The 24,647-nt window shown below is 60.5% G+C and carries 24 protein-coding genes; 15 read left to right on the top strand and 9 right to left on the bottom strand.

What is annotated here, in order from left to right; all coding sequences use genetic code 11:
* Nucleotides 1–6 precede the first annotated feature (6 nt).
* Entirely contained in the window at nucleotides 7–1,143 is a 1,137-nt protein-coding gene (locus tag PSH73_RS20825) for an OpgC family protein (protein ID WP_305461288.1), read from the bottom strand.
* A 261-nt stretch (nucleotides 1,144–1,404) separates the two neighbouring features.
* Here PSH73_RS20825 and PSH73_RS20820 point away from each other — a divergent pair, with 261 nt between their 5' ends.
* From PSH73_RS20820 to PSH73_RS20810, 3 genes are read left to right on the top strand one after another with little or no spacing between them, the layout of a single operon-like run.
* Nucleotides 1,405–1,779, top strand: a complete 375-nt coding sequence (locus PSH73_RS20820) for a GtrA family protein (protein ID WP_057958573.1) — start codon at nucleotides 1,405–1,407, stop codon at nucleotides 1,777–1,779.
* Nucleotides 1,776–2,723 carry a glycosyltransferase family 2 protein gene (locus PSH73_RS20815; protein ID WP_057958574.1) on the top strand — a complete coding sequence of 316 codons (948 nt, stop codon included), beginning with the start codon at nucleotides 1,776–1,778 and terminating at the stop codon, nucleotides 2,721–2,723. The genes PSH73_RS20820 and PSH73_RS20815 overlap by 4 nt, the downstream gene beginning before the upstream one ends.
* Entirely contained in the window at nucleotides 2,710–4,299 is a 1,590-nt protein-coding gene (locus PSH73_RS20810) for a glycosyltransferase family 39 protein (RefSeq protein ID WP_305461286.1), read from the top strand. The genes PSH73_RS20815 and PSH73_RS20810 overlap by 14 nt, the downstream gene beginning before the upstream one ends.
* Before the next feature lie 4 nt (nucleotides 4,300–4,303).
* Here the strand turns inward: PSH73_RS20810 and PSH73_RS20805 are convergent, their stop codons facing one another.
* Nucleotides 4,304–4,588 (bottom strand): putative quinol monooxygenase, encoded by a 285-nt coding sequence (locus PSH73_RS20805; protein WP_057958576.1) that lies wholly within the window; start codon nucleotides 4,586–4,588, stop codon nucleotides 4,304–4,306.
* A 12-nt stretch (nucleotides 4,589–4,600) separates the two neighbouring features.
* Nucleotides 4,601–6,220 carry an FMN-binding glutamate synthase family protein gene (locus tag PSH73_RS20800; protein ID WP_057438323.1) on the bottom strand — a complete coding sequence of 540 codons (1,620 nt, stop codon included), beginning with the start codon at nucleotides 6,218–6,220 and terminating at the stop codon, nucleotides 4,601–4,603.
* 233 nt (nucleotides 6,221–6,453) lie between these two features.
* Here PSH73_RS20800 and PSH73_RS20795 point away from each other — a divergent pair, with 233 nt between their 5' ends.
* Nucleotides 6,454–6,726 (top strand): type B 50S ribosomal protein L31, encoded by a 273-nt coding sequence (locus tag PSH73_RS20795; protein WP_057958577.1) that lies wholly within the window; start codon nucleotides 6,454–6,456, stop codon nucleotides 6,724–6,726.
* A gap of 12 nt (nucleotides 6,727–6,738) precedes the next feature.
* Here PSH73_RS20795 and PSH73_RS20790 read toward each other — a convergent pair whose 3' ends face one another.
* Genes PSH73_RS20790 through PSH73_RS20775 form a run of 4 tightly spaced genes read right to left on the bottom strand, consistent with a single transcriptional unit; the run spans nucleotide 6,739 to nucleotide 12,823 of the window.
* Nucleotides 6,739–8,139 carry an ATP-binding protein gene (locus PSH73_RS20790; protein ID WP_120734094.1) on the bottom strand — a complete coding sequence of 467 codons (1,401 nt, stop codon included), beginning with the start codon at nucleotides 8,137–8,139 and terminating at the stop codon, nucleotides 6,739–6,741.
* A gap of 2 nt (nucleotides 8,140–8,141) precedes the next feature.
* Nucleotides 8,142–9,947 (bottom strand): DAHL domain-containing protein, encoded by a 1,806-nt coding sequence (locus PSH73_RS20785; protein ID WP_169989548.1) that lies wholly within the window; start codon nucleotides 9,945–9,947, stop codon nucleotides 8,142–8,144.
* Nucleotides 9,944–10,891: a cytochrome-c peroxidase gene (locus PSH73_RS20780; RefSeq protein ID WP_057958579.1), complete on the bottom strand. Its 948-nt coding sequence runs from the start codon at nucleotides 10,889–10,891 to the stop codon at nucleotides 9,944–9,946. Before PSH73_RS20780 ends, PSH73_RS20785 begins: the two co-directional genes overlap by 4 nt.
* Nucleotides 10,892–10,948: 57 nt before the next feature.
* A complete protein-coding gene (locus PSH73_RS20775) occupies nucleotides 10,949–12,823 on the bottom strand; it encodes a bifunctional diguanylate cyclase/phosphodiesterase (RefSeq protein ID WP_057958580.1) in 1,875 nt (624 codons plus the stop codon).
* Between the two features lie 252 nt (nucleotides 12,824–13,075).
* Between PSH73_RS20775 and PSH73_RS20770 the strand changes: the two genes are divergently transcribed.
* The 3 genes from PSH73_RS20770 (at nucleotide 13,076) to PSH73_RS20760 (ending at nucleotide 15,766) form a co-directional block, all read left to right on the top strand.
* Nucleotides 13,076–14,422 carry an HD domain-containing phosphohydrolase gene (locus tag PSH73_RS20770; RefSeq protein ID WP_057438331.1) on the top strand — a complete coding sequence of 449 codons (1,347 nt, stop codon included), beginning with the start codon at nucleotides 13,076–13,078 and terminating at the stop codon, nucleotides 14,420–14,422.
* Nucleotides 14,423–14,688: 266 nt separating this feature from the next.
* Entirely contained in the window at nucleotides 14,689–15,102 is a 414-nt protein-coding gene (locus tag PSH73_RS20765; RefSeq protein ID WP_115128909.1) for an NUDIX domain-containing protein, read from the top strand.
* Between the two features lie 25 nt (nucleotides 15,103–15,127).
* The gene (locus tag PSH73_RS20760; protein WP_057958583.1) at nucleotides 15,128–15,766 is read left to right on the top strand and encodes a LysE family translocator; all 639 of its coding nucleotides are present in this window, start codon (nucleotides 15,128–15,130) and stop codon (nucleotides 15,764–15,766) included.
* A 4-nt stretch (nucleotides 15,767–15,770) separates the two neighbouring features.
* On the opposite strand, the gene metR is transcribed toward PSH73_RS20760, so the two are convergent.
* A complete protein-coding gene (gene metR, locus PSH73_RS20755; protein WP_032859924.1) occupies nucleotides 15,771–16,688 on the bottom strand; it encodes a transcriptional regulator MetR in 918 nt (305 codons plus the stop codon).
* A 182-nt stretch (nucleotides 16,689–16,870) separates the two neighbouring features.
* On the opposite strand from metR, the gene PSH73_RS20750 reads away from it, so the two are divergent.
* From PSH73_RS20750 to PSH73_RS20730, 5 genes are all read left to right on the top strand, one after another.
* Nucleotides 16,871–17,890, top strand: coding sequence for an alpha/beta fold hydrolase (locus PSH73_RS20750; protein ID WP_057438337.1), 1,020 nt, complete (start codon nucleotides 16,871–16,873; stop codon nucleotides 17,888–17,890).
* 61 nt (nucleotides 17,891–17,951) lie between these two features.
* Nucleotides 17,952–18,605: a DsbA family oxidoreductase gene (locus PSH73_RS20745; protein ID WP_057438339.1), complete on the top strand. Its 654-nt coding sequence runs from the start codon at nucleotides 17,952–17,954 to the stop codon at nucleotides 18,603–18,605.
* Nucleotides 18,606–18,789: 184 nt separating this feature from the next.
* A complete protein-coding gene (locus PSH73_RS20740) occupies nucleotides 18,790–19,710 on the top strand; it encodes an arginase (protein WP_200657072.1) in 921 nt (306 codons plus the stop codon).
* Nucleotides 19,707–20,087 carry a transporter gene (locus PSH73_RS20735; protein ID WP_057438341.1) on the top strand — a complete coding sequence of 127 codons (381 nt, stop codon included), beginning with the start codon at nucleotides 19,707–19,709 and terminating at the stop codon, nucleotides 20,085–20,087. The genes PSH73_RS20740 and PSH73_RS20735 overlap by 4 nt, the downstream gene beginning before the upstream one ends.
* A complete protein-coding gene (locus PSH73_RS20730) occupies nucleotides 20,084–20,497 on the top strand; it encodes an EamA family transporter (RefSeq protein WP_057958585.1) in 414 nt (137 codons plus the stop codon). The genes PSH73_RS20735 and PSH73_RS20730 overlap by 4 nt, the downstream gene beginning before the upstream one ends.
* 114 nt (nucleotides 20,498–20,611) lie before the next feature.
* On the opposite strand, the gene PSH73_RS20725 is transcribed toward PSH73_RS20730, so the two are convergent.
* Nucleotides 20,612–21,376, bottom strand: a complete 765-nt coding sequence (locus PSH73_RS20725) for a MipA/OmpV family protein (RefSeq protein ID WP_057438345.1) — start codon at nucleotides 21,374–21,376, stop codon at nucleotides 20,612–20,614.
* A gap of 230 nt (nucleotides 21,377–21,606) precedes the next feature.
* Here PSH73_RS20725 and PSH73_RS20720 point away from each other — a divergent pair, with 230 nt between their 5' ends.
* Genes PSH73_RS20720 through PSH73_RS20710 form a run of 3 tightly spaced genes read left to right on the top strand, consistent with a single transcriptional unit; the run spans nucleotide 21,607 to nucleotide 24,570 of the window.
* A complete protein-coding gene (locus PSH73_RS20720) occupies nucleotides 21,607–22,305 on the top strand; it encodes an MtnX-like HAD-IB family phosphatase (protein WP_057438346.1) in 699 nt (232 codons plus the stop codon).
* Complete coding sequence (locus tag PSH73_RS20715; RefSeq protein ID WP_057958587.1) at nucleotides 22,298–23,692, top strand: aspartate aminotransferase family protein; 1,395 nt, start codon at nucleotides 22,298–22,300, stop codon at nucleotides 23,690–23,692. The genes PSH73_RS20720 and PSH73_RS20715 overlap by 8 nt, the downstream gene beginning before the upstream one ends.
* A complete protein-coding gene (locus tag PSH73_RS20710) occupies nucleotides 23,689–24,570 on the top strand; it encodes a carboxylesterase (protein WP_057958588.1) in 882 nt (293 codons plus the stop codon). Before PSH73_RS20715 ends, PSH73_RS20710 begins: the two co-directional genes overlap by 4 nt.
* The last annotated feature ends 77 nt before the right edge of the window (nucleotides 24,571–24,647 follow it).

Raw genomic sequence — 24,647 nt, 5'->3', positions numbered from 1 at the left:
CGGGGGCTAACTATTTAAGGGGCGCTCGTCACTGCGCCGGGCCAGGTTCAGTTGCTTGTTGAACTCCAGCCATGCCGCCAGCCCAGCCATCAATCCCAGGCCCAGCAGTGCGCTGAATATCTGCATCGGCCAGGCGTCGTCGACCTGGGCGTTGAGCATATCCGCCAGCGGCGCCAGTAAGACCCCCAGGCAGAACACTTCCAGGGAATAGCGCCCCATGCGGCAGCTTTGTTGCGCCAGCCAGTTTTGTGTCCAGGCGCGGCCGGGCAGCAGCTTGGCGGTGACATAGGCCAGGGCGAGGAAGTGCAGCAGGCGCACCGGCGACAGATCGGTCTTGCTGATCGGGTACAGCAGGTTACTCAAGGCGGCGGGCATCAGCTCATCGTGGATCTCGGGCCAGCGCCAGGACACGGTAATCACGCCGGCCAGCAGTGTGTAGGCGGCGGCCGCAAGAAACAGCGGTTGTCGCTGCAACGGCCGGGTCTCAGGTGCACGGGGCTGCCCGGCGCGGATTGCCGCCGCGCCGCCGAGCACGAACAATAACTGCCAGGTCACCGGGTTGAAGTACCACACGCCATCGGCAATCGCCGCCAGGTTCCAGCCCAATTTGGGCGCCAGCAGGTACACCACCACCGACACCGCCACCACCGCCAGGGGGGCGCGCACCAGTACCGGCAGCACCAGCGGCAAACCGAGCAGCAACACGATGTACAGCGGCAGCGGGTCCATCAGGTTGGGCTTGAAGCGCAGCAGCAATTCATCGGTCAGGGCTTGCTGCGGGTTGGTAATGAAGTGCGTGAGGCCCATTTCCTGGACCAGGTCGCGGGTCTCCACCTTGCTGTTGGCGAAGAAGACGATGCCCATCAGCATCGCCAGCAAGAAAATATGCACCACATACAACACCCAGGTACGGCGCAGGATTTTCAGGCTGGCCATCCAAAAACCTTCGCGCTGCAACACTTTGCTGTAGGCCAGTATCGAGGCGTAGCCGGCGAGGAACACGAAGACTTCGGCGGCATCGCTGAAGCCGACGTTACGCAGGGTGATCTGACCAAGGGGGTTGTGAGGCACGTGATCCCAAAAAATGAAAATCAACGCCAGGCCTCGAAAAAAGTCGATGCGCGGGTCGCGTCCGTTAAGCATGGCTCGGGCTCTTGAACAGTGGGTTAAATACTGACCCGCGGGTGTCGGCAATGATCCTGCCGCGCGTCGGGCGGGCGCAGGTTGGCGGTATTTGTAAGCAATTGCAAAGGATGGATATTACGGAATGTCTCAATTTCGGGATGGAATTGTACCGCCGGTCGCATAACCGCCCCTACCTGTTAGTTCTGACAGTAGACGAGGTTTTTTCGGCATGGCTTGCTTGCCCATCGACCGCGATGGGCAACGAGGCGCGATGGTGGCATGGGCAGACTATGGATGGGGTTCTCCACCTACACGGTGATCGGCATCGCCAATACGGTGATCCACTGGCAGCTGTTTTTCGTGCTCAGGGCCGCCTTTGATCTGAGCCAGGCCTTCAGCAATTTCCTGGCCTTTTGCGTGGCGGCGACCTTTTCGTTTTTTGCGAATGCCACTTTCACCTTTGGTATGGCGGCTTCGCTGGGCCGCTACCTGCTGTTCATCTTCTGCCTGGGCAGCTTGAGCCTGGCGGTGGGGTGGCTGGCGGATCGCTGGCGCTTGCCCGGGCTGGTCACCGTGGTGGTGTTTTCCCTGGTCAGCCTGGTGTGCGGTTTCCTGCTATCGAAGTACTGGGTGTTCCGCAGGTCCGCCCCATGAGGCTCTCGCTGATCGTGCCGTTGTTCAATGAGGAGCAGGCGATACACCTGTTTTATCGGGCCGTACGCCAGGAGCCGTCGTTGCAGGATCACGAAGTCGAGATCGTGTTTATCAATGACGGCAGCACCGACCGCACGGGTGATATCGCCAGGGATATCGCGTTGGCCGATAGCGATGTGGTGTTGATCAACTTTTCCCGCAATTTTGGCAAGGAACCGGCACTGTTTGCCGGCCTGGCGTACGCCAGCGGTGAGGCGGTGGTGCCCATGGACGTCGACTTGCAAGACCCGGTTGAAGTGGTCGCGCGCCTGATCGAGAAATGGAAGGAGGGCGCCGATGTAGTCCTGGCCAAGCGTCGTGATCGCTCCAGCGATGGCTACCTCAAACGCCACAGTGCCTCGATGTTCTATCACCTGCTCAATCGCATCGCCTACACCCATATCGAAGAAAACGTCGGCGACTTCCGCCTGATGGACCGCAAGGTGGTGGACGTGATCAAGACGTTGCCGGAGCAGCAATTGTTCATGAAGGGCGTACTGTCCTGGGCCGGGTTCACCGTGGCTATCGTCGAATATGACCGGGTTTGCCGGGTGGTCGGCCACAGCAAGTTCAATGCCTGGAAACTGTGGAACCTGGCGCTGGAGGGCATCACTTCGTTCAGCACCTTGCCCTTGCGGTTATGGAGTTACATCGGTGCCGGTATTTCGTTATTGGCGCTGGGGTATGCGGGGTATCTGATCATCGACAAATTGCTGTTTGGCAATGATGTGCCGGGGTATCCGTCGCTGATGACGGCGATTCTGTTTTTAGGCGGTGTGCAACTGATCGGGATTGGCATATTGGGGGAATATGTGGGGCGGATCTATATGGAAGCCAAGCATAGGCCGCGGTATGTAGTCGCCAATGTAGTGAAGAACCAGGAGACGCCAGATGAGTCAATTTGATGGGGTGGCTATGGGCGGTGTTGATAACTCGAAGCGAACAAAAATTGATATTTCCCTGGCTCTTATAGTGTTCTATTTTTTTGTGTTGTTGGTTTCAGTGGGGGTGCGGTTTGCCGAGTTGACTGAAACAGGTATATGGCTTGATGAGGCTTTCAGCCTGCTGCTGAGTATGAAGCCGCCTTCTGAAATTCTGTCTCATACGGCCCGTGATGTTCATCCGCCACTGTACTATCTGATGTTGCATGAGTGGATCAAGGTGTTCGGTAATGGCGCTTTTGCCGCCCGCAGTCTGAGTGTGTTTTTTGGGGTTGTTTCGGTGGCGCTGGGGATCTGGTTGTCGCACCTGTTGCTCCCTCGACGTGCGGCAATGCTGGCAAGCATATTATTGGCGATCTTTCCGGCGGCCGTTCGCTACAGCCAGGAAGTCCGTATGTACTCGTTCCTGGGGGCTTTGATGCTGGGCGCGACGATTGCATTTATCTACTGGCTTGACCGTCCGCAGAGTAAAGTTCCGCTCGCCCTGTACATCCTGCTGATGGTGGCAGGGCTTTATACGCACTATTTTGCGGCTTTATGCCTGTTGTCCCATTGGGCCTATATTTCGCTTCTGGCAACGTCTCGACAGATAAAATATAAGTATCTGTGGAGTCGTAGTTGGTGGCTGGCCAATGGTTTGATTGTGATTTGTTTTTTACCCTGGTTGCCCAGCCTGCTAAATCAATTGACGTATTCGAGGTTGGACTGGATCGCCCAGCCGGGTATTAAGGAGTTGGTCGAGCTGACTTGGTTTTTTCTGAATTTCAGTGAAGGTCAGCAGGTGCCTGTCTGGGGGTTTTATGGCCTGGCCTTGGTGGTGTGGATCGCGTCCGTATCTATTTGTCTGTGGGATGCAAGTGATCGAAAAAATAATGCACTTCTTGTTGTGTATGTATGGTGCCCGATAGCGGCGATCATGCTGGTGTCATTGTTTTGGCCGCTGCTGTATCCACGTTATTTTTTATTTGCCGGGCTGGCGTTGCCTCTCGTCATTGCAATGGCACTGGAGGGCATGTCGACACGAAGTAAGTCGGCGTTCGTCATCGGTTTGTCAGCGGTTATTCTGCTTGAGTTGAATGGTTTGTGGCATGTGTATAACAAGACGTGTACGTGGTGTTATGAAAACAACCAGCTGGGCGCGCTGGCCGATTATGTTGACCACACTTCGCAGCCGGGAGACGGGGTGTTGGTGCTGGAGCCTTTCATGCACTTGTCCATGATCTATTACCTCAAGAGCGAACGCCCTGCGATGCAGTACACACCAATAAACGCGGATGGCACATCAGGGCGTCCCAACGGGTATCAGATTTCCACACTGATTCAAGACAAGGCCGATCAGATCTATGTCGATGACCTGGAATTGCTCACAACGGCCTCAGGCCGACTTTGGCTGATTGATGCCCAGGACCGTGGCACCCTCACGCGAAAGCTTCCTGCCTATTGGCAGTTGCTTGGCACCTATAGGGTAGGTAAGGAAAAAGCCCAGCTTATGGCTATTTGCCCGTTGGCGAGTGGCTGCCAGAAACCGCCTCTTCAATGAGGGATTAAAACCCATCCATCAACAACACCCGGCAAGGCTTGGCCTGATACGCGTTGATCTGCGGCACCAGCCGGGTGAAGTGTTCGGTCTGGCAATGGGCATCCAGCGCGGCCTGGTCGGGCCATTGCTCGATGAAGATAAAGTGCCCCGGGTCTTTCTGGTCGACGAACAAGTCGTAGGCGATGCACAGCGGTTCCTGGCGGGTTTTTTCCACCAGTTCGGCGTACCAGGGGCGCACGGTTTCCAGGTGTTCGGGTTTGATAAAGTCTTCGGCGATCACTTTCAACACAACATTTGTCCTTTAAGCCGCTTCTACTTCATGGGGCTCGAAACTGTCGGCCCGCGCCATTTGCCACATCCGCGAATAAAACTCGCCGTTCACTTCACCGGTCAGCAGTTCCCCTGGCTTGAGGAACACATGCAACTGCGAGAACAGCTTGATCTCGGTGGCCGACATGCGCCGTACCAGGTGTTTGGCCGACAACTGCGAAGGGTGATCCAGGCCGGCCGCCGCGAGCATTTCCGCGAGGGCCTTGAGGGTGTTGCGGTGGAAGTTGAACACGCGCTGGGCCTTGTCCGGTACCACCAGTGCGCGCTGGCGCAACGGGTCCTGGGTGGCCACGCCGGTCGGGCATTTGTTGGTGTGGCAGCTCTGCGACTGGATGCAGCCGATGGCGAACATAAAGCCCCGGGCCGAGTTGGCCCAGTCGGCGCCGATGGCCAGGACGCTGGCGATATCGAAGGCGCTGACGATCTTGCCGCTGGCGCCCAGTTTGATTTTGTCCCGCAGGTTCAGGCCCACCAGGGTGTTGTGCACAAACAACAGACCTTCACGCAGGGGCACGCCGATATGGTCGGTGAACTCCACGGGGGCGGCGCCGGTGCCACCTTCCTTGCCGTCGACCACGATAAAGTCCGGCAGGATCCCGGTCTCGAGCATGGCCTTGGCGATGCCCATGAACTCCCACGGGTGGCCCAGGCAGAATTTGAAGCCCACGGGTTTGCCGCCGGACAATTCACGCAACTGGGCAATAAAGTGCATCAGCTCAATCGGCGTGGAGAAGGCACTGTGGCGTGACGGCGAGATGCAGTCTTCGCCCATCATGATGCCACGGGTCTCGGCGATTTCCTTCGTCACCTTGTGCTTGGGCAGGATCCCGCCATGGCCGGGCTTGGCGCCCTGGCTCATCTTGATTTCGATCATCCGTACCTGCGGGTTTTGCGCCTGCACGGCAAAGCGTTCGGGGTCGAAACGGCCGTCGCTGGTGCGGCAGCCGAAGTAGCCGCTGCCCAGCTCCCAGGTCAGGTCGCCGCCGTTTTCCCGGTGGTAGGCGCTGATGCTGCCTTCGCCGGTGTCGTGGGCGAAGTTGCCGAGCTTGGCGCCCTGGTTGAGGGCGCGGATGGCGTTGGCGCTCAACGAGCCAAAGCTCATGGCCGAGATATTGAACACCGACGCCGAGTACGGCTGGGTGCACTGCGGGCCGCCGACCACCACGCGAAAGGCGCTGGGGTCGCTCAACGGGGCCGGGCGCATGGAGTGGCCGATAAATTCGAAACCGGACTGGTACACGTCGATCAGGGTGCCGAAGGGTTTGTCGGCGCTTTCATTCTTGGCCCGCGAGTACACCAGCGAACGCTGGGCCCGGGAGAAGGGCAGGGCGTCGCTGTCGGACTCCAGCAGGTACTGGCGGATTTCCGGGCGAATGCCTTCCACCAGGTAGCGGATATTGCCCAGGATCGGGTAGTTGCGGCGCACCGCGTGGGGGCTTTGCAGCAGGTCGAACACGCCGATCAGGCTGAGCACGCCGGTCACCAGGGTCATCGGCCAGAGCCATTCGTGTTGGATAAAGGGGAGGCTGGCGAGGGTGAAAATGACACACACGGCAAAGAATGCATAACGGCTAAGCAACGACAGGCTCATACGGTTTCCTTGGGTTCGGACTCTCTACGACCTGTAGGAGCCTGCTCCTACAAGGTTCTATTCTTTATGCGGGTTCACGGTTCAACACGGGGCCCAGCTTACGGTCGAGTTCCTTGCCGGGGCAACCGCAGAGAACCCAAGCCTCTCTTGGTATTGCAATACGTTCTCGTTTGGGTGCATTATTTACGTTACTGTATAACGTATTAATCCTGCCCAGATGCCCCGGAGGCCCTATGAAAGCTGGTATTCACCCCGACTACCGCACCGTGCTGTTCCACGATACTGCCGCCGATGTGTTTTTCCTGATCGGCTCCACGGTCGACACGGATCGCACCCACCAACACACCGATGGCAACACTTACCCTTACATGGCCCTCGACGTATCCAGCGCGTCCCACCCGATCTACACCGGGCAGCAGCGCAAGACCCAGGTCGAAGGGCGGATTGCCGGGTTCAACAAGCGGTTTGCCTCGTTTGGTTCCAGCCCCAAGCCCGCTGAAGCCTGAACAGCAGAGGCGTCACGCCGCTGTCTGCCGGATCGGTAGCACCACCCGAAAAGTGGTGCCCCTGCCGACTTCACTGCTCACCGAGATATCCCCGTGGTGTTTCTTGACGATGCCATAGGACAGCGACAACCCCAGGCCCGTGCCTTCGCCCACCGGCTTGGTGGTGAAAAACGGGTCGAAGATTTTCTGCAGGCTGTGGGGCGCAATCCCGCAGCCGTTATCCGCCACCTCCAGCCACACCCGATCGCCCTCGACCCCATTGCTGAGGGTGATCGTGCCGCGCTCCGGGCCCATGGCCTGGGCTGCGTTGATCACCAGGTTCATCACCACCTGGTTGATTTGTGAGGCCAGGCATTCAATCTCGGGCAGGGGCTGGTAGTGCTTGATCACGTCCGCCTTGTGCTTGAGTTCACTGGCCACGATGTTCAGGGTCGAGTCGATCCCTTGCTGCAGGTTCGCCCATTGCCATTGCTCGTCGTTATCGACCCGGGAGAAGTTCTTCAGGTCTTTGACGATCTGCGTCACACGGCCGATGCCGTCCTTGGATTCGCGGATCAGGATCGGGATGTCCTCCTTGAGGAAGTCCAGGTCCAACTCGTTGCGCAAGGCGCTCAGTTGTTCAAGGCAGTCACCGGGCGCCAGGGCCGCCTCAGCCTGTTGATAGGCGTCGAGCATGCGCTGCAATTGCTTGAAGTCACTCTCCAGCGTGCCAAGGTTGGAGGTGACGAAGCCCACGGGGTTATTGATTTCGTGCGCCACCCCGGCAGCCAGTTGCCCCAGGGAGGCCAGCTTCTCCGATTGGATCAACTGGCTTTGCAGCTGCTTGCGCTCGTCGATTTCCTGCTGCAAGGCCTGGCTGGCAAGGGTCAGCGCCTCGGTGCGCTGTTCTACCAACTGCTCCAGGTGCACGGTTTTCAGGCTGGCGCGGCGGGCCATGTCCCATTTGGCCGCCAGGGTATTGGCCATCTGTTGGACTTCGATATTGTCGAAGGGCTTCTTCAGAATAAGCAGTCGATCATGGGCATTGAGGCGCGACAGCAGTTCTTCCCAGGAATAGTCCGTGTAGGCGGTACAGACCACCACTTGCAGGTCCGGGGCGACTTTCCACAGCTCTTCGATAGTCTGAGCACCGTCCCAGCCCTGGGGCATGCGCATGTCGACAAACGCCAGGGCGTAGGGTCGTGCTTGTTGCATGGCCGCACACAGTTGCTGCAAGCCTTCCTGGCCGCCGTAGGCCGAGTCGAGTTCAAAGGTCTGGGCCTGGGGTTTGGCGGCTTCGCCAAACAGCGCGCTCTCCATCTCATCCAGCGCCGCGTTCTGTTCGAGCGTCGGCATCAGGATCTTGCGAAAGTCCTCGTGGATCGAGGGGGTGTCATCAATCAGCAGAATGCGCCGGTTGTAAAGAGAGGGCATGGTCAGGTCTCGGCACGTTCAAGAGGGATAGACAAGGTAAACAGGGCGCCCTGGCCCGGCCCATCGCTGTGGGCGGTGAGACGGCCTTTCATTTCGATGGCCGCCAGGGCGCAGCTATGCAGGCCGAAGCCGTGGCCTTCCTTGCGGGTGGTGAAACCGTGGGTAAAGATCCGCGTCATGTTCTCTGCGGGAATTCCTTCGCCTTCGTCTTTTACGCTGATTTGCAGCGTATGGTCATCCAGGGGGCGGACCGTCAGGGTTATCTGGCGTGGCCGGTCGCTGAGGTTGGACATGGCGTACTTGGCGTTGCTGATCAGGTTTACCAGAATCAACAGCAAACGATGCTTATCGACCATGACCTCGGGGACTGGCTGATAGTCTTTGACCACCGTGACATGGTGGCGACTCAAGGCCCCGGAATTCATGCGCAGCGCGTCTTCGACCAGGGCGCTGATATGGACCGGTTCCAGCAGCTTGGAGGCGCCAGCATAGGACTGCTGGGTGGAGACGATGTCCTTGATGTGGTCGACGCTCTTGGTCAACTGCACCAGTTCATCGGCCATGCCTTGCTGCTCGATGGCAATCGCGTCCACCAATTGATTGAGGTATCCCGGCAACATTTTGCCCTTGTCGTCGTCCGTCAGGAAGGTGCCCAGGTCATGGGGATGCTCGTTGATCAACTGCATGGCCTTGCCCAGCCCCAGGGCCTTGCTGGCCCGCAGCTTACGGGTGACCAGGTCGGCGGACACATTCACGCTGTTGAGCACGTTGCCGACGTTGTGCAGCACATTCGTGGCAATTTCCGCCATGCCGGCCTGGCGGGCGCTGTCGAGCAGCTCGCTCTGGGCGTCCTTGAGTTCCCGGGTGCGTTCCTCGACCCGTTGTTCGAGGCTTTCGTTGACAGCCAGCAGGGCGCGGTTGACCCGGTTGATCTCGGCGAAGCTGCGTAACAGGCGAACAGCCAGGTACACCAGTACCAGCATCAATAACGTCGAAAACACCAGCAGGTAACGGTGGTACTTCTGCTCGGTCAGTTCGGCGACCCGTTGATCCTGGTCGAGTTGGTTGGTCATGACGTCCAAGTGCTCGGACAGCGGGATTGCGGCGATGCGCTCAAGCAAACTGTTGACCACCGGTTGCTCACGCAGAATCAGGGCAATGTGCTTGCTGAGAAGCTCGATAGGGCTCTGGAAATCCCCAGGCAGGTGTTCCTTGTTGATCGCCAGTTTGTTCAACCCGACAAGAATCTCTGCGGCCTTGTCATCACTGGCAACCAGCGCGAACTCAAGACTGCTGAGCAACAAGTCGTAGGTGTCGCTGGTAATGTCCTGCAACTGCAGGCGATTGTTGTCGTCCAGCAGACCGAACTGCATCTGGATATCGTCCTCGGCGTTCGGCAGGAAGGCCAGGGAGTTGCGCAGCAAGGCGTTATGGGCTTTGAACTGGTCCACCAGCCGCGCTTTTTCCTCGATCGCCGCTTGATAGGTGCTCTGTGCCAATTGCCAGTTGGCTGGATCGGCATGCTGGTGCAGGTGCTCGCGCGCTTCCAACTCGGCCCAGAGGCTGTTCATCTCGTTGAGCGGCGCGACCAGCGGGTCGTAGTTGTGGGTCAGGGCGATCCGCGCCTTGAGCACCTCGCTGTCCCATTGCGCGTTCAATTGCTTGATATGGCGGATCAGGTCCCGGGACGGGGTGTAGTTGCTGCTCTGGTCAGTAGAAGACTTGATGTATAAAAAAACCAGGATCGAGGCCAGTACCACGGTGACGACACCGAGCAGTGCCAGGCTGGCGCGGCGAGTCAGCTTCATAGCGGCTTGCCCTCCCATTCGCCGGTCAGCGTCTTGAGAAACAGCGCAATCAGGGCCCTGTCATCCGCCGACGGCGTGCGCCCCAACTGGTACTTGAACATCACGTCGATCGCCTCTTCCAGAGTCTTGGCCGAGGCATCGTGAAAGTACGGGGCGGTGACGGCGACGTTACGCAGGCTGGGCACTTTGAACACATGGCGGTCTTCCTCATCCAGGGTGACCAGGTAGCGCCCCAGGTCCGCGTCCACCGGGTTGCCGCGGTCCTTGAAGTAGTCACCCAGCACGCCGAACTTCTGGTACATGTTGCCCCCGATGTTGACCCCTTGATGACAGGCAATACAACCGTACTCCTTGAAGCGCAGGTAACCCTGTTTTTCGTCATAGCTGAGGATGTCGGTGTTGCCCAGCAGGTACTGGTCGAAGCGTGAGTTGGGCGTGAGCAGGGTGCGCTCGTACGTGGCCAGGGCATTCTGCACGTTGGCGGCCGTGACGCCGTCGGGGTACGCCTGGGTGAATGCGCGTTGATATTCAGGCGCAGCGGACAGGGTCGCGACAACGGTTTGCCAGTTGTTGCCCATTTCCACGGGGCTGGTGACCACTTGGTGGACTTGCGCCTCCAGCGTGTTCACCCGGGCGTCCCAGAACTGCTTGAAGCTCAGGCTGGCATTGAACACGGTGGGCGTATTGAGCCTCACTGGCTTACCGTCGAAGCCAAGAGAGAAGGGTTTGTCATCGGCGCCGCCTTTGTCCAAGTGATGGCAACTGGCACAAGACAGGGTGTTGTTGATCGACAGGCGTGTTTCATTGAACAGTCGACGCCCCAGCTCGACCCGGTGGGCATCCAGCACTGGCAGCTCAGGCAGGGGCGTGAGTGCCTCGTTGAGCGGCGCCGCCAGCGCCACAGAGCTTCCCAGCCATCCGCCGGATACAAGGCATATGAACAATGCCGACGCGTAAAGCGGTGATGTATGCCTCAACTTCAGTTCCTTGCGAGCAGAGAGTCATTGATCCGGCATCAGATGATGTGGGCCGGTTTGCAGCAGCCGGGCAAAATCCTCGGCCGCCACGGCTTTACTGAACAGATAGCCCTGGCCCTCCTCGCAGTGCCGGGCCTTGAGGAACTCCAGTTGTTCGACGGTCTCCACGCCCTCGGCAATGATATTGAGGTCCAGGCTCTTGCCCAGGCTGATAATGGCACTGATCAGTTGCATGTCCTGGGTGTTCTCGCCCAGGCCACGAATAAACGACTGGTCGATTTTTAGCACATCGACGGGAAAGCGCCGCAGGTAACTGAGGCTGGAGTAGCCGGTGCCGAAGTCATCAATGGCCAGCCGCACCCCCATTTTTTTGATCTCGTGCAGGATGGCAACGGTGTCTTCGACGTTTTGCATCAATACACTCTCGGTAATCTCCAGCTCCAGCAGGGCGGGCGCCAACCCTGTCTGCTCGAGTATGGTCGCAAGGTTGCTGACAAAGTCGCGCTGACGGAAGTCGATAGCCGAGATGTTCACCGAGACACAAATGGGCGCCAAGCCCTGGGCTTGCCAGCGTTGCGCCTGTTCGCAAGCCTGGCGCAAGACCCACTGGCTCAAGGGCACGATCAGGCCGCTGTCTTCGGCCATGGGGATGAAGTCCGATGGGTAGACCCAGCCATGAGCCGGTTGAAACCAGCGAATCAGCGCTTCGGCGCCGACAATCCGCCCACTCTTCAAGTCCAGCTTCGGCTGATAGTGCAAGACAAACTCATCGCGCTCCAGGGCCAGGCGGATAGCGGCCTCCAGGGTCTGCTGCTGGCGCGCGATGAGGTTCATGTCTTCGATAAAGAAGCTGAAGTTGTCCGGCCCCTGTTCCTTGACGTTACGCATGGCGGTTTCCGCCTTCTTGATCAGCTCCACGGCATTGAAACTGTCATTGGGGTAAATGCTGATGCCAAGGCTGGCAGTGACACGCAGGTCATGGCCCGCCACATGGCGGGTGCGGCCCAGAGCCTTGAGGACCTTCTCGGCAATGCTTTTGGTTTGCTGGGGGTGATGAATGTCGTTGAGGATCATCACGAACTCGTCGGCGCCATAGCGGAACACCGAGTCGGATTTGCGGACCGTTGCCGCCAGGTCCTCGCCGACCTGTTGCAACACTTGATCGCCCACGGGGTGGCCCAGGGCGTTGTTGATACGCTTGAAGCGGTCCAGGCCAATAAACATCACGGCCAGTTGAGTATTGTGGCGCCGGCCCAGGGCAATGGCCTGCGTCAGTCGGTCGCCGAGCAACGTGCTGTTGGGCAGGCCGGTGAGGGCATCGTATTGCAGCAGGTGCGAGACCTTGAGCAGTTCCTGGACCCGTTCTTCGATCGTGCGCTCCAGGTTCGACACCTTGAGCAGCGCATCCTGTGCCAACTGCCATTTCCAGGTCAGGGCACTGGCCATCTGACGGATTTCCAGATGGTCGAAGGGTTTTTTCAGGATCAGCAACTGATCGCTGAACTTCAGGCGCGCTTCAATCGCTTCGAAGGAGTAGTCGGAATAGGCGGTACACAGGGCGATTTGCAGGTTGGAGTCGATGTTCCACAGCTGCTCGATGGTCTCCAGGCCATCCCACCCCGGCGGCATGCGCATGTCGATGAACGCCAGGGCGTATGGCGCGCCGTCAGCCAGCGCCTGGCTCACCAACGCCAGGGCTTCCTGGCCCTGGTAGGCGGAGTCCAGGGTGTAGCGCTGGTGAACCGCGGGTGCCGTACCGAACAGGCTTTGCTCGATACTTTCCAGCGTCTGGTCAGCGATGGCCTCGGCACAGAGGATTTTGCGGAAGTCCTGATGGATAGAGGCCGTATCGTCGACGATCAGAATGCGTCGGTTTGCATGTTTAGGGCGCTGGCTCATGACCCGGACCCATCGGCATGCAACAACATGGAGGGGTGCATAAGGATTCCTTTCCGCAACGGGTGAGAGGAGTGAGTCAATTGCTGACTCTATGTACAAGCGTAGTCGGCTCCCTTGAATTAGTCGGCCAGTTGGCGTCAAATCAACGGCAGCTCACCCTTTGACGTAGAGCGCTGATTGCCTGGGCAAGCACCGCGCAGTCAACGGCAGGTGCAAGGGTTAAATCTAGTTCAAGTTTGAGTAGGTGTCGCCATGGATGAGCAACTCGCTACAACTTCTCCCTACAGGCCCACGGTTTTGCTGGTCGATGATGAAGAGTCGATCCTCAACAGCCTGCGCCGCCTGCTGCGCGGTCAGCCTTATGACGTCTTATTGGCCGGCAGCGGTGCCCAGGCGCTGGAAATCATGGCGGCCCAACCCGTGGACCTGGTCATGACCGATGCCCGGATGCCGGCCATGGACGGGGCGACGTTGCTGGCCGAAACCCATCGCCTGTACCCGGCGACGTCGCGCATCCTGCTGACGGGCTACGCCGACCTGACGATGATCATCAAGGCCATCAACGAGGGGCAGATCCACCGCTATATCAGCAAGCCGTGGAACGATGATGAACTGCTCCTGATCCTGCGCCAGTCCCTGGAGCATCAGTTTTCCGATCGCGAAAGGCTGCGCCTGGAGCAACTGACCCGCGAACAGAACGATCAACTCAAGGCGCTCAATGCCACCCTGGAAAAGCGCGTCCTCTCGCGCACCAGCGAGCTGCAACAGACCGCCGACATGCTTGACCTGGCCTACGATGAGCTCAAACGCAGCTACGTGACCGGCACCGAAGTCTTTTCCCTGCTGGCCAACCTGCGCCTGCCCAAGGAAAAACAGACCAACCGCCCATTGATCGAGCTGATCCGGGTGTACTGCCGAGCCCAGTCGATGGATGAGTCCAGTGTGCGCGACCTGACCATGGCTGCGGCGCTGTACAACGTCGGCAAGTTGAGCTGGACCGACAGGATGATGATCGCTCCCGCCGACCTGTTGCACAGCACCGACCGCGAGCTGTATCGCACCTACCCGACCCAAAGCGAATCGCTGCTGATGACCCTGGAGCCGATGAAGGATGCGGCGCGCATCATCCGCCATCACCAGGAACGCTGGGACGGCAGTGGTTTCCCCGACCACCTCAAGGGCGATGGGATTCCGTTTGGCTCGCGTTTGCTGAAGTTGGCGGTGGACTTTATCGAATTGCAGCGCGGCTTGATTCTGGAGCGGCAGATGAACAGCGACGAAGCGCTGCTGTACATCCGCAAATACGCCGGGCGCCTGTATGACCCGGATATGGTGGAAGACTTCGTCCAGGCCTGTGCGGCCTTCCTCAGCGACGTGACCCTGGGCGACCCGACGGTCAAGGTGCTTGGCACGCGGGAATTGGCCGAAGGCATGATCCTGGCGCGCAATCTCAATGCCGACAACGGCATGCTGTTGCTCAACGCCGGCAAGGTGTTGAACCTGCCGCTGGTGGACAAGCTGATCGCCTTTGAAGCCATGGAAGGCGCCAAGTACAGCGTGTTCATCAAGGAGCCTGACGAACCGCTCCCCGCTCAATAAAAAATCACACAACCTGTGGCAACGGGGCGACCAGCCTTGTTATGGCGAGCGGGCTTGCCCGCGCTGGGCTGCGAAGCAGCCCTAATCAGGCCACCGTGTTTTCTCAGTTGGAGCTCGGTGGGTGGTCTGGGGCGGCTTTGCCGCCCAGCGCGGGCAAGCCCGCTCGCCACAACAAACCCGTCATCACAAAAAAACGGCCACAAAGCTGGCAGCGCAGCGCAGGGTCGTGTGATCCTTTGCGCCCTTTACTCCAAGGCGTTTATTTCATGTCCCAGACTATCCGTATCGCCGCCGCCCTGTTGATCGGCAGCGACGGCCAGACCCTGCTGGTGCGCAAGCGCGGCACCCAGGCGTTCATGCAGCCGGGCGGCAAGATCGACGCGGGCGAACAACCGGTGCAGGCCCTGGCGCGTGAGCTGTACGAAGAGCTGGGGCTGCGTATCGACTCGGCCCAGGCACACTACCTGGGCCACTTCTCGGCGCCGGCGGCCAACGAGCCGGGGTTTACCGTGGCGGCCGAGCTGTTTGAAGTGCGTATCGACGTGCCGGTAACGCCCGCTGCCGAGATCGAAGAAGTGTGCTGGATCGACCCGGCCGGCGACGGCGGCCTGCAGCTGGCGCCCTTGACACGTGACTTGATCCTGCCGTTTTATCGAGCATCGCTGACCACTACTGCCTGAACTGTCGGGCGCAAAGGACTGAGCCGTGATCCCCCTCAATGAACTGCTGATTTTTGCCGCCGCCTCGCTGCTGCTGGTACTCACGCCCGGGCCGAACATGATCTACCTGATCTCCCGCTCGATCTGCCAGGGCCGCAAGGCCGGGGTCACGTCGTTGCTGGGGGTGGTCGCAGGTTTTTTTGTGCACCTGTTCGCCGCGGCTGCCGGGTTGACCGCAGTGTTTCTCACGGTGCCGGTGGCCTACGAAGTGCTGAAGTGGGCCGGCGCGCTGTACCTGCTATGGCTGGCCTGGCAAGCAGTGAGACCGGGCGCCCGTTCGCCGTTCGAGGCCCAGCAACTGCCCGCCGACTCGCCGCGCAAGCTGGTGACCATGGGCTTTCTGACCAGCGCCCTGAACCCGAAAATCGCGGTGTTCTACCTGTCGGTATTCCCGCAGTTCATCACCCCGGAGCACGGTTCGGTCTTCACCCAGAGCCTGATGCTCGGCTTTACCCAGATCAGCGTCAGCTTTGTGGTCAACCTGCTGATCTCGCTGTGCGCCGCGAGCATCGCCGCCTGGTTTATCCACAACCCCACGTGGCTGGCGGTGCAGCGTTATTTCATGGGGTTTGTGCTGGCCGCCCTGGCGGTGCGCCTGATGCTGGAGCAACGGCGCAGCGCGTGAGCAATCAACGGACTGCGCTGACCCCATCCAGGGTCGAAAACGAGGTGTCCTTGGCCGTCAGCAAAAAGTCGCGCATGTACGGCGCATCCAGCATATCCGCGCGGATCCCGGCGTACAGCGTGGCAAACAGGCCCTTCTCGCCCAACCGCTTGGCCTTCACATAACCCCGCGAGCTGTACTCGTGCAGCGCCCAGTGGGGCATGCCACATACGCCGCGTCCGCTGGCCACCAACTGCATCATCATCACCGTCAGCTCCGAGGTACGGACCTGGGCCGGCTCGACGTCGGCCGGTTCCAGGAAACGGGTGAAGATGTCCAGGCGGTCGCGCTCCACCGGGTAGGTGATCAGGGTTTCGCTGAGCAGATCCTCGGGCACGATGTACGGCTTATTGGCCAGGGCGTGCTGGTTGGCCACGGCGAGCATCGCTTCGTAGGTGAACAACGGCACATAGGTGATGCCCGCCAGCTCCAGCGGGTCGGAGGTCACTACCAGGTCCAGGTCGCCACGGGCCAGGGCTGGCAGCGGGGCGAAGGCAAAGCCGGAAGCCAGGTCCAGCTCGACTTCCGGCCAGGCATCGCGGAACTGGTCGATGGTCGGCATCAGCCACTGGAAGCAGCTGTGGCACTCGATCGCCATATGCAGGCGCCCGGCGGTGCCGCCGGCCAGGCGTGCGATATCCCGTTCGGCACCGCGCAGCAGCGGCAGGGTGGCGTCCGCCAGTTGCAGCAGGCGCAGGCCGGCGCTGGTGAAGCGTACCGGTTTGGTCTTGCGCACAAACAGCGGCATGCCCATGCGCTCTTCCAGCTCTTTGAACTGGTGGGACAGTGCCGACTGGGTCAGGTGCAGGCGCTCGGCGGCTTCCACCAGGCTGTCGGCTTCGCGCAAGGCGTGCAGGGTCTTGAGATGACGGATTTCGAGCACGGGCTCTCCATGAAGATAATTTGTGACAAGTTCGGATAGCGTGAGTTTGTCTCATGTTGCCAATTCTGTCGACCATGACCGCTGGGCACTCTTCATCAAACTGTCACGTAACTGTGGCAGCGCGCTTGAACAAACTTCATCAGACTCGCGCTCTACTGGGGTTCTGCGTTTCGGTGTTTTTCATGCGCGTGTTGCTTTTACTGGCCGCCTTATTGTTCGGCCTGCCGTCTTTTGCGGCTTCTCGATGTGATGTCAATGTCCCGACTGAGCGGGTCGACCTGGACCAGGTGAGCCTGGCGTACCAGAGCATCGGCCGTGCTTCCGACCCAGCGTTGCTGCTGGTGATGGGCCTGGGCGGGCAGTTGATCCACTGGCCGGACGAAGTGGTGGTCGCCTTGTGCCAACAAGGTTTTCGGGTGATCCGCTACGACAACCGTGACGTTGGCCTGTCCACCTGGCGCCAGGCCCCGGCCAGCGCCAACCTGACCTTTGAAGTGCTGCGCTACAAACTCGGCCTGCCGGTGGCTGCGCCCTACACCCTGACCGATATGGCCGACGACGCCCTGGGGTTGATGGATGCGTTGCAGGTGCGCCAGTTCCATGTACTGGGCGCGAGCATGGGCGGGATGATCGCCCAGCACCTGGCGGCGATGGCCCCGCAGCGCGTAGAAAGCCTGACCCTGATCATGACCAGCTCCGGCGCCGAAGGCCTGCCCGCGCCGAATGCCGCGCTGGTGCAGCTGCTGTCGCGGCGCAGTGCGCCCAACCGTGAAGTGGCCCTGGAGCAGCAGGCCGACTTGCTGGCCGCCCTGGGCAGCCCCCAGGTTGAGGATGATCGCCAGGCGTTGCTGCAGCAGGCGGCGCAGTCTTACGACCGGGCATTCAACCCCGAGGGTGTGAAGCGCCAGATCATGGCCATCCTTGCCGAACCGAGCCGGGTGCCATTGCTCAACCAACTGCGCGTGCCGACCCTGGTGGTGCATGGCACGGCCGACCCGTTGTTGCCGGTGATGCATGGTGTGCACCTGGCGGCGCATATCCAGGGCAGCCAGTTGCGGCTGATCCCGGGTCTGGCCCATCGTTTTCAGGAAGCGTTCAAGGCGCCGTTGCTGGCGGCGGTGTTGCCGTACCTGCAAGCCCACCGCGAAGAGGCGGCGCATTGGGCGCAGGTTGAGCCCCTGGCCCCCGCCAAGGTTTTATGACGGCCGCGTAGAGGTGTATGGTGCGAACTTTGTGGCGTGTAATGCCTGCGAGGTTGCCTGAATGAGTACTTCCCTGAAAATCGACTTTGTCAGCGACGTGTCCTGCCCCTGGTGCGTCATCGGCCTGCGCGGCCTGACCGAAGCCCTGGACCAACTGGGCGCCGAAGTGCAGGCCGAGATCCACTTCCAGCCCTTCGAGCTGAACCCGAACATGCCCGCCGAAGGGCAGAACATCACCGAGCACATCACCGAGAAATACGGCTCCACTGCCGAAGAGTCCCAGGCCAACCGCGCGCGCATCCGCGACATGGGCGCCGCCCTGGGCTTTGCGTTTCGTACCGATGGCCAAAGCCGTATCTACAACACCTTCGACGCCCATCGCCTGCTGCATTGGGCCGGGCTCGAGGGCTTGCAGTACAACCTCAAGGAAGCGCTGTTCAAGGCTTACTTCAGCGATGGCCAGGACCCGTCCGACCACGCCACGTTGGCAATCATTGCCGAGAGCGTTGGCCTGGACCTCAAGCGCGCAGCCGAGGTTCTGGCCTCGGACGAGTACGCCGCAGAAGTCCGCGAGCAGGAGCAGCTGTGGGTATCACGCGGGGTGAGTTCGGTGCCGACCATCGTGTTCAACGACCAGTACGCGGTCAGTGGTGGGCAGCCGGTTGAAGCGTTTGTCGGTGCAATCCGCCAGATCATCAACGAAGCCAAAAGCTAACAAACACCACCGACCAAATGTGGGAGCGGGCTTGCTCGCGAAAGCGGTAGATCAGCTAAGTATCTCTTGACTGACCCACCGCCTTGGCGAGCAAGCCACATGGGTTCCTGGCCCATCCCTTGCATTACCCCCCTAAAGCCCCGCCGGTAAGCGGCTGGGCACTGCCAGGGGGTGAAACATTACCTTGAATATTCTTGATCTCGACCACAGCCTCACAGCCCAGGCACCCATCGCCCGGCGTCTGGCCAGTGGTCAAGCGACGCGCCTGGACCTGCTCGACCTGGGCCCGAAACTGCGCCTGTGGTCCACCGAAAAAACCTGGAAACGCTTTGTCCAGCGCCTGGCCCAACGGCCCCGGCCAAGCACGGCGCGCCCGGAAATCTTCTTTGTCGGCTCCGGCGACTATCACCACCTGACCCCGGCTTTTCTCGCCGAAGTGCAGGAACCTATCAGCCTGATCCACTTCGACAACCACCCCGACTGGGTACGCCTGGCCCCGCGCCGACACTGCGGCTCATGGGTCAATCAGGCCCTGAAGATGCCGGCGATCCAGCGCATCGTCACCCTCGGCCCGTGCAGCGATGACCTGCATAACCCGCAACTGCGCGGCGGTAACCTCGGCGCCCTGAAGCGCGGGCATTTGCAGTTGTTTCCCTGGCAGCACGCGCCGTCGAAAGTCTGGGGGCGGGTAGGGGATGGCGCCGGCCATGCACAACAGGAAAACCACTTGCACTGGCGCAACCTCGCTGAGCTCGACTGGCCTGCATTCCTTGAGCAAATGATCGCCAGCCTGCCCACCGAGGCGGTATGGATCACCCTCGACAAGGACGTGCTGGCCAGCGAAGACGCGGCCACCAACTGGGACCAGGGCGGCATGCGCCTGACGCACCTGCTGCAAGCCCTGCGTGCGTTGGCGGCGAGCAAGCGGATCCTTGGCATCGACGTGTGCGGCGAGTTTGCCCAGCCTGCGTTCAGCAACGCCTTCAAACGCTGGGAAGCCAAGTCCGACCAGCCGCCGGCCGCACGCTGGAGCGCTGACGACCTGCTGCGTAACGCCACCACCAATGAAGCGTTGATCAACCTGTTCGAGGAGCTGTTCCCGTGACCCTGACCGTCGTGTTGCTGGTGGCCTTTTCCATCGTTCTCGATGTGATCGGCCAGTTGTGTTTCAAATTGGGCCTGGACCGCTTGCCCGAACTCGAAGGCGGCTTTCGCCTGAATGCCTTCTGGGGCCAGGTATTTAATGCGCCGTTGCTGTGGGCGGGCATCGGCGCCTATGTCATCGAATTTTTTGTCTGGCTTGAAGCCTTGTCCCGCGCGCCGTTGAGCCTGTTGTTCCCGGCCGCCGCACTGGCTTACTGCGGGGTGGTGTTGGCGGGCAAGGTGATACTGGGCGAAACCGTCAGCCGCCGGCGCTGGCTGGGCACGATGGTGATTACCGCCGGCGTGATGTTGGTGGCTGTAGCAGGAGCACAATCATGAGTGCGCAAGAGATGGCTATCCGTCCGGTTGGCTGGCTGCATGGGCGCCTGGGCACCGTAGTGTTATGGGCGTTGTTGATCCTCACCGAAAGCGCCGGCCAGTTGTTTACCAAGGTGGCTGGCGATCAAATTGGCCAGATGGATTTCAATTGGCAGTGGTTGGCGGCGGTGGCGGTCAACCCGGGGATCCTCGCGGCGATCGCCTGCTATATCGGCGCGTTCTTTGTGTGGATGCTGATCCTGCGGCGCAGCAGCCTGTCCCTGGCCTTCCCCCTGAGTTCGCTGGTGTTTGTGGTGGTGCTGCTCGGCTCGTGGTTGGGGCTGGGCGAGCACATCAGCTTCCTGCACTGGGTGGGCGTGGTGGTGATTATTGGCGGGATTGCACTGCTGGCCGAGGGCGAAGAAAACTGAGCCCAGACTGGAATGACGGACAAATATGGGAGCGGGCTTGCCCGCGATGCAGGCGCCGTGGTGTATCAGTTACACCGCGGTGATGCTATCGCGGGCACGCCCGCTCCCACACAATCAATCGAAGGTGTAGCTGATCGCCGTCTGCACCTGTCCCTGGTTCACCTCGCCGGTCTGGCGCACGATGCTGCTGTCCGCCGCTGACCCCAGTAGATGCACCCAACTGGCACTGGCCAGCAACGACCATTTGGGCGCCAGGGGAATCTGCACGCTCTGGGTCAGTGTCAGGTTCTGGAACCCGCCGCTGGCGTTGTACGGGCGAATCCCGGAGCCTGCCGCTTCCTGCTCATCCACCCCGAAAAACGTCTGGGTCTGGCGACCATCGGCAAAATGCGCGACCAGCCCCGTGCTGCCAATCACTGCGCCGCCCAACGGGTAACCCAGCTCCCCGCCGAGCTTGCCGAGCACGCCGCTTTGCGCGCGGGCACCGCCCACGGCCCGCCCCAGTTGCGCGTAGACCCGCCAGAAGTCCGCTGGCGCGTACTGGATAAACCCGCCGACCTCGGCCATGTCCGATACATCCCGCAGGCCCTTCAGCGGCCCGTTGGCCGTGCGTCCCGCCAGGTAATTGAGGTACGGCCCGGCACTCAAGCCATTGCTGTTGAGCGCACTCCAGGTCAGGCCGTCATCGGTATCGAGGCTGACATCTCCCCAATCCAGGTCGAAGTAGGGCACCGGCACGGTCTGATAGCGGCTGGCGGCGGGCTCCCGTGGCTGATAGCTCAGGCCCAGGCCCACCTCGCCGCTGATGTCGGCCGCTGCTGCCGAACCCATCCACAGCCCCAGGACGCCGGCGAATACCCGCGAAGTCACCCTGAACATATTGCTTGCTCCTCTTGCAAAATATGCGCGCATGAACGCGCAGGCGCAGGGCCCCACGCAAGCACTCATGTTGTTTGTAGCGACCTACAAAAATTGTAGCTTGGGCACTGGGTATTTCACCGCGACATGCGGCAGAAGCCCGGCCCCATTGGGTTTTGTGCACTTGGCACAGTCCCTGCTCTAACCCTGGTACAAGCGCATCCGCGCTGTCATCTCCAAGGTAAACGCAGATGAATGACTGGCATATCGTGTGTGACTTCGATGGGACCATCACACCCACCGATGTCATCGACAATGTTCTCCAACGCTTCGCCGGCCCCGAGTGGGAAACCATCGAGCAACAATGGCTGGACGGCCATATCGGATCCCGCGAATGCCTGAGCCGCCAACTGGCATTGATCAAGGCGACACCGGCCGAACTGCTGGCGTATTTCGACACCGTCGAGATCGACCCGGACTTCCCGGACTTCGTCGACCATGTCCTTGGCCTGGGCGCGTCCCTTGAAGTGGTCAGCGACGGCATCGAGCAAGGCATCGCGCGGATCCTTTCGCGCAACTACGTGACCCTGCTGCCGATCATCGCCAACCGCCTGCGCCAGGTTGACCAGAACAGCTGGCGCATCGACTTCCCCCATGCCAGCGACGCTTGCCGCGCGGCCTCGGGCAACTGCAAATGCAAGTCCACCCCGCGTAACAAACGGGTGTTGGTGATCGGCGACGGCAAGTCCGATATGTGCGTCTCGACCACCGCCGATTTTGTTTTCGCCAAGGGCAGCCTGGCCCAGTACTGCCAGGCCCACGCCATCCCCCATCTGCGCTTCGACACCTTTGCCGAACTGCCGGCCTTGCTGGCCAGGCTGCCCCAGGGCATCGCCGCCAACGCCACCCATTTCACTTCCGAAAATCAGGAACTCTTTCATCATGTCTGATATCCGTATCGCTACCGCCGAAGACCAGGTTCTGCTGGATAAAGAAGCCAAATACTGCTCCTACGGCGACACCGTCCACTACATCGACCCGCCGCGTATCTTCAGCCGTTGCGAAGGCTCCTACGTGTGGGACACCGAAGACCAGGCCTACCTCGACCTGCAAATGTGGTACTCGGCGGTCAACTTCGGTTATGCCAACCCGCGCCTGAACAATGCGCTGAAACAGCAGATCGACACCCTGCCGCAAATCGCCAGCCAGTACCTGCACAAGGGCAAGATCGAGCTGTCGGAAATGATCGCGGTGGATGCCAAGAAAAAATTCGGCCTCGATGGTCGGGTGCATTTCAACGTCGGCGGTTCGCAGTCCATCGAGGACTCGCTGAAGGTGGTGCGTAACGCCACCAACGGCAAGAGCCTGATGTTCGCCTTCGAGGGCGGTTACCACGGGCGCACCCTCGGTGCGTCGTCCATCACCTCCAGCTACCGCTACCGTCGCCGCTACGGCCACTTTGGCGAGCGCGCCAACTTCATCCCGTTCCCGTACCACTTCCGTGGTCCCAAGGGCATGACCAAGGAAGAGTACGGCAGCCACTGCGTGCAGCAGTTCGCCCGTCTGTTCGAGACGGAATACAACGGTGTGTGGGACCCGAAAGTCGGCCAGAGCGAGTACGCAGCGTTCTACGTCGAGCCGATCCAGGGCACCGGCGGCTACGTGATCCCGCCGATGAACTTCTACAGCGAACTCAAGCAGGTGCTCGACCAGCACGGCATCCTGATGGTGGTCGATGAAATCCAGATGGGCTTCTGGCGCACCGGTAAGTTGTGGTCGATCGAGCACTTCGATGTGCAGCCGGACGTGATCGTGTTCGGTAAGGCCCTGACCAACGGCCTCAACCCCCTGGGCGGCATCTGGGCCAAGGAAGAGTTGATCAACCCGAAAGTCTTCCCGCCGGGTTCCACCCACTCCACCTTCGCCTCCAACCCGCTGGGTACGGCGGTGGGCCTGGAAATGTTCAAGATGACCAGCGAGGTCGACTACGGCGCGATGGTCATGGCCAAGGGCAAATACTTCCTTGAAGGCCTGCAAGAGTTGCAAAAGCGCTTCCCGATCATCGGCGACGTCGATGGCCTGGGCCTGGCCCTGCGCTGTGAAATCTGCGGTCCCGATGGCTTCACCCCGGACAAGGCGACCCTGGACTACATGGTTGACGAGGGCATGAAAGGCGACATGTTGGTAGACGGCCAGAAACTCGGGCTGATCCTCGATGTGGGCGGCTACTACAAGAACGTGATCACCCTGGCGCCGTCCCTGGAAATCAGCTACCCGGAAATCGACCTGGGCTTGAAGCTGCTGGAGCAACTGCTGACCCGAGCGATGAAGCGGTGAACCAGGCCGATATCGATCTCGGCGAAGGCAACGCCGGCTTCGTTCTCGGCAACGGTCCGGTCGGGGTCTTGTTGATCCACGGCCTGACCGGCACCCCGACCGAGTTGCGTCGGGTGGCCCAGGGCCTGGCCAAGGAGGGCAACTGCACCGTGTATGTGCCGACCCTGGCCGGGCACTGCGGGGGCAACGAAGACCTGCAGGCCACCGGTTGGCGCGACTGGTACGAGGGCGTGCGCAAGACCTTTGTCGGCGTGCAGCAGCGCCATGCGCAGGTGTTCGTCGGTGGCTTGTCCATGGGCGCGGTAATGTCGATGTACCTGGCCTCGGAGTTTCCGGGCCAGGTCGCCGGGTTGCTGATGTACTCCACGACCCTCAAGTACGACGGCTGGAGCATCAACAAATTTGCGTTCATCACGCCGTTGCTGATCCGTATTCCATTCGGCGTGCGCCTGTTCCGTTTTACCGAGAAACCGCCCTACGGCATCAAGAACGAACGCCTGCGGGCCATCGTCGAGCGGCAGATGAAAGAGGGCGAGAGCAGCGAGGCCGGGTTGTTGACCATGGAAGGCGTCACTGTGCGCGAGCTGCACTGGATGAATGCGGTGGTGAAGAAACGCATGCCGTCGATCAAGACCCCGGCGCTGGTGCTGCACTCTATCGAGGACGACATCACCAGCCGCTGGAACGCCGACTACGTGGAACGCCACCTGGGGGGGCCGGTGACCAAGATCCTGTTGGACAACTGCTATCACATGATCACCGTCGACCTGCAATACCGCCGGGTGATCGAGTTGAGTGCCGACTTTATCGAGCAACACACCGGTTCAAAAATGGGCGATGTCTCGTTCTGCGAGCCCGCGCTGGCGGCGGCACAGTAAACATTGATGTTGCCTGAGCCACCGCTATCGCAGCCTCACGGGGCGAGACAGCGCCCACAGGAGCACTTACAGGGATA

Origin of the sequence: Pseudomonas sp. FP2294 (assembly GCF_030687625.1) — a bacterium.
Classification (GTDB): Bacteria; Pseudomonadota; Gammaproteobacteria; order Pseudomonadales; family Pseudomonadaceae; genus Aquipseudomonas; species Aquipseudomonas shahriarae.
The sequence above is the reverse complement of the archived record's forward strand: the minus strand, read 5'-3'. Positions and strand labels throughout refer to the sequence as shown.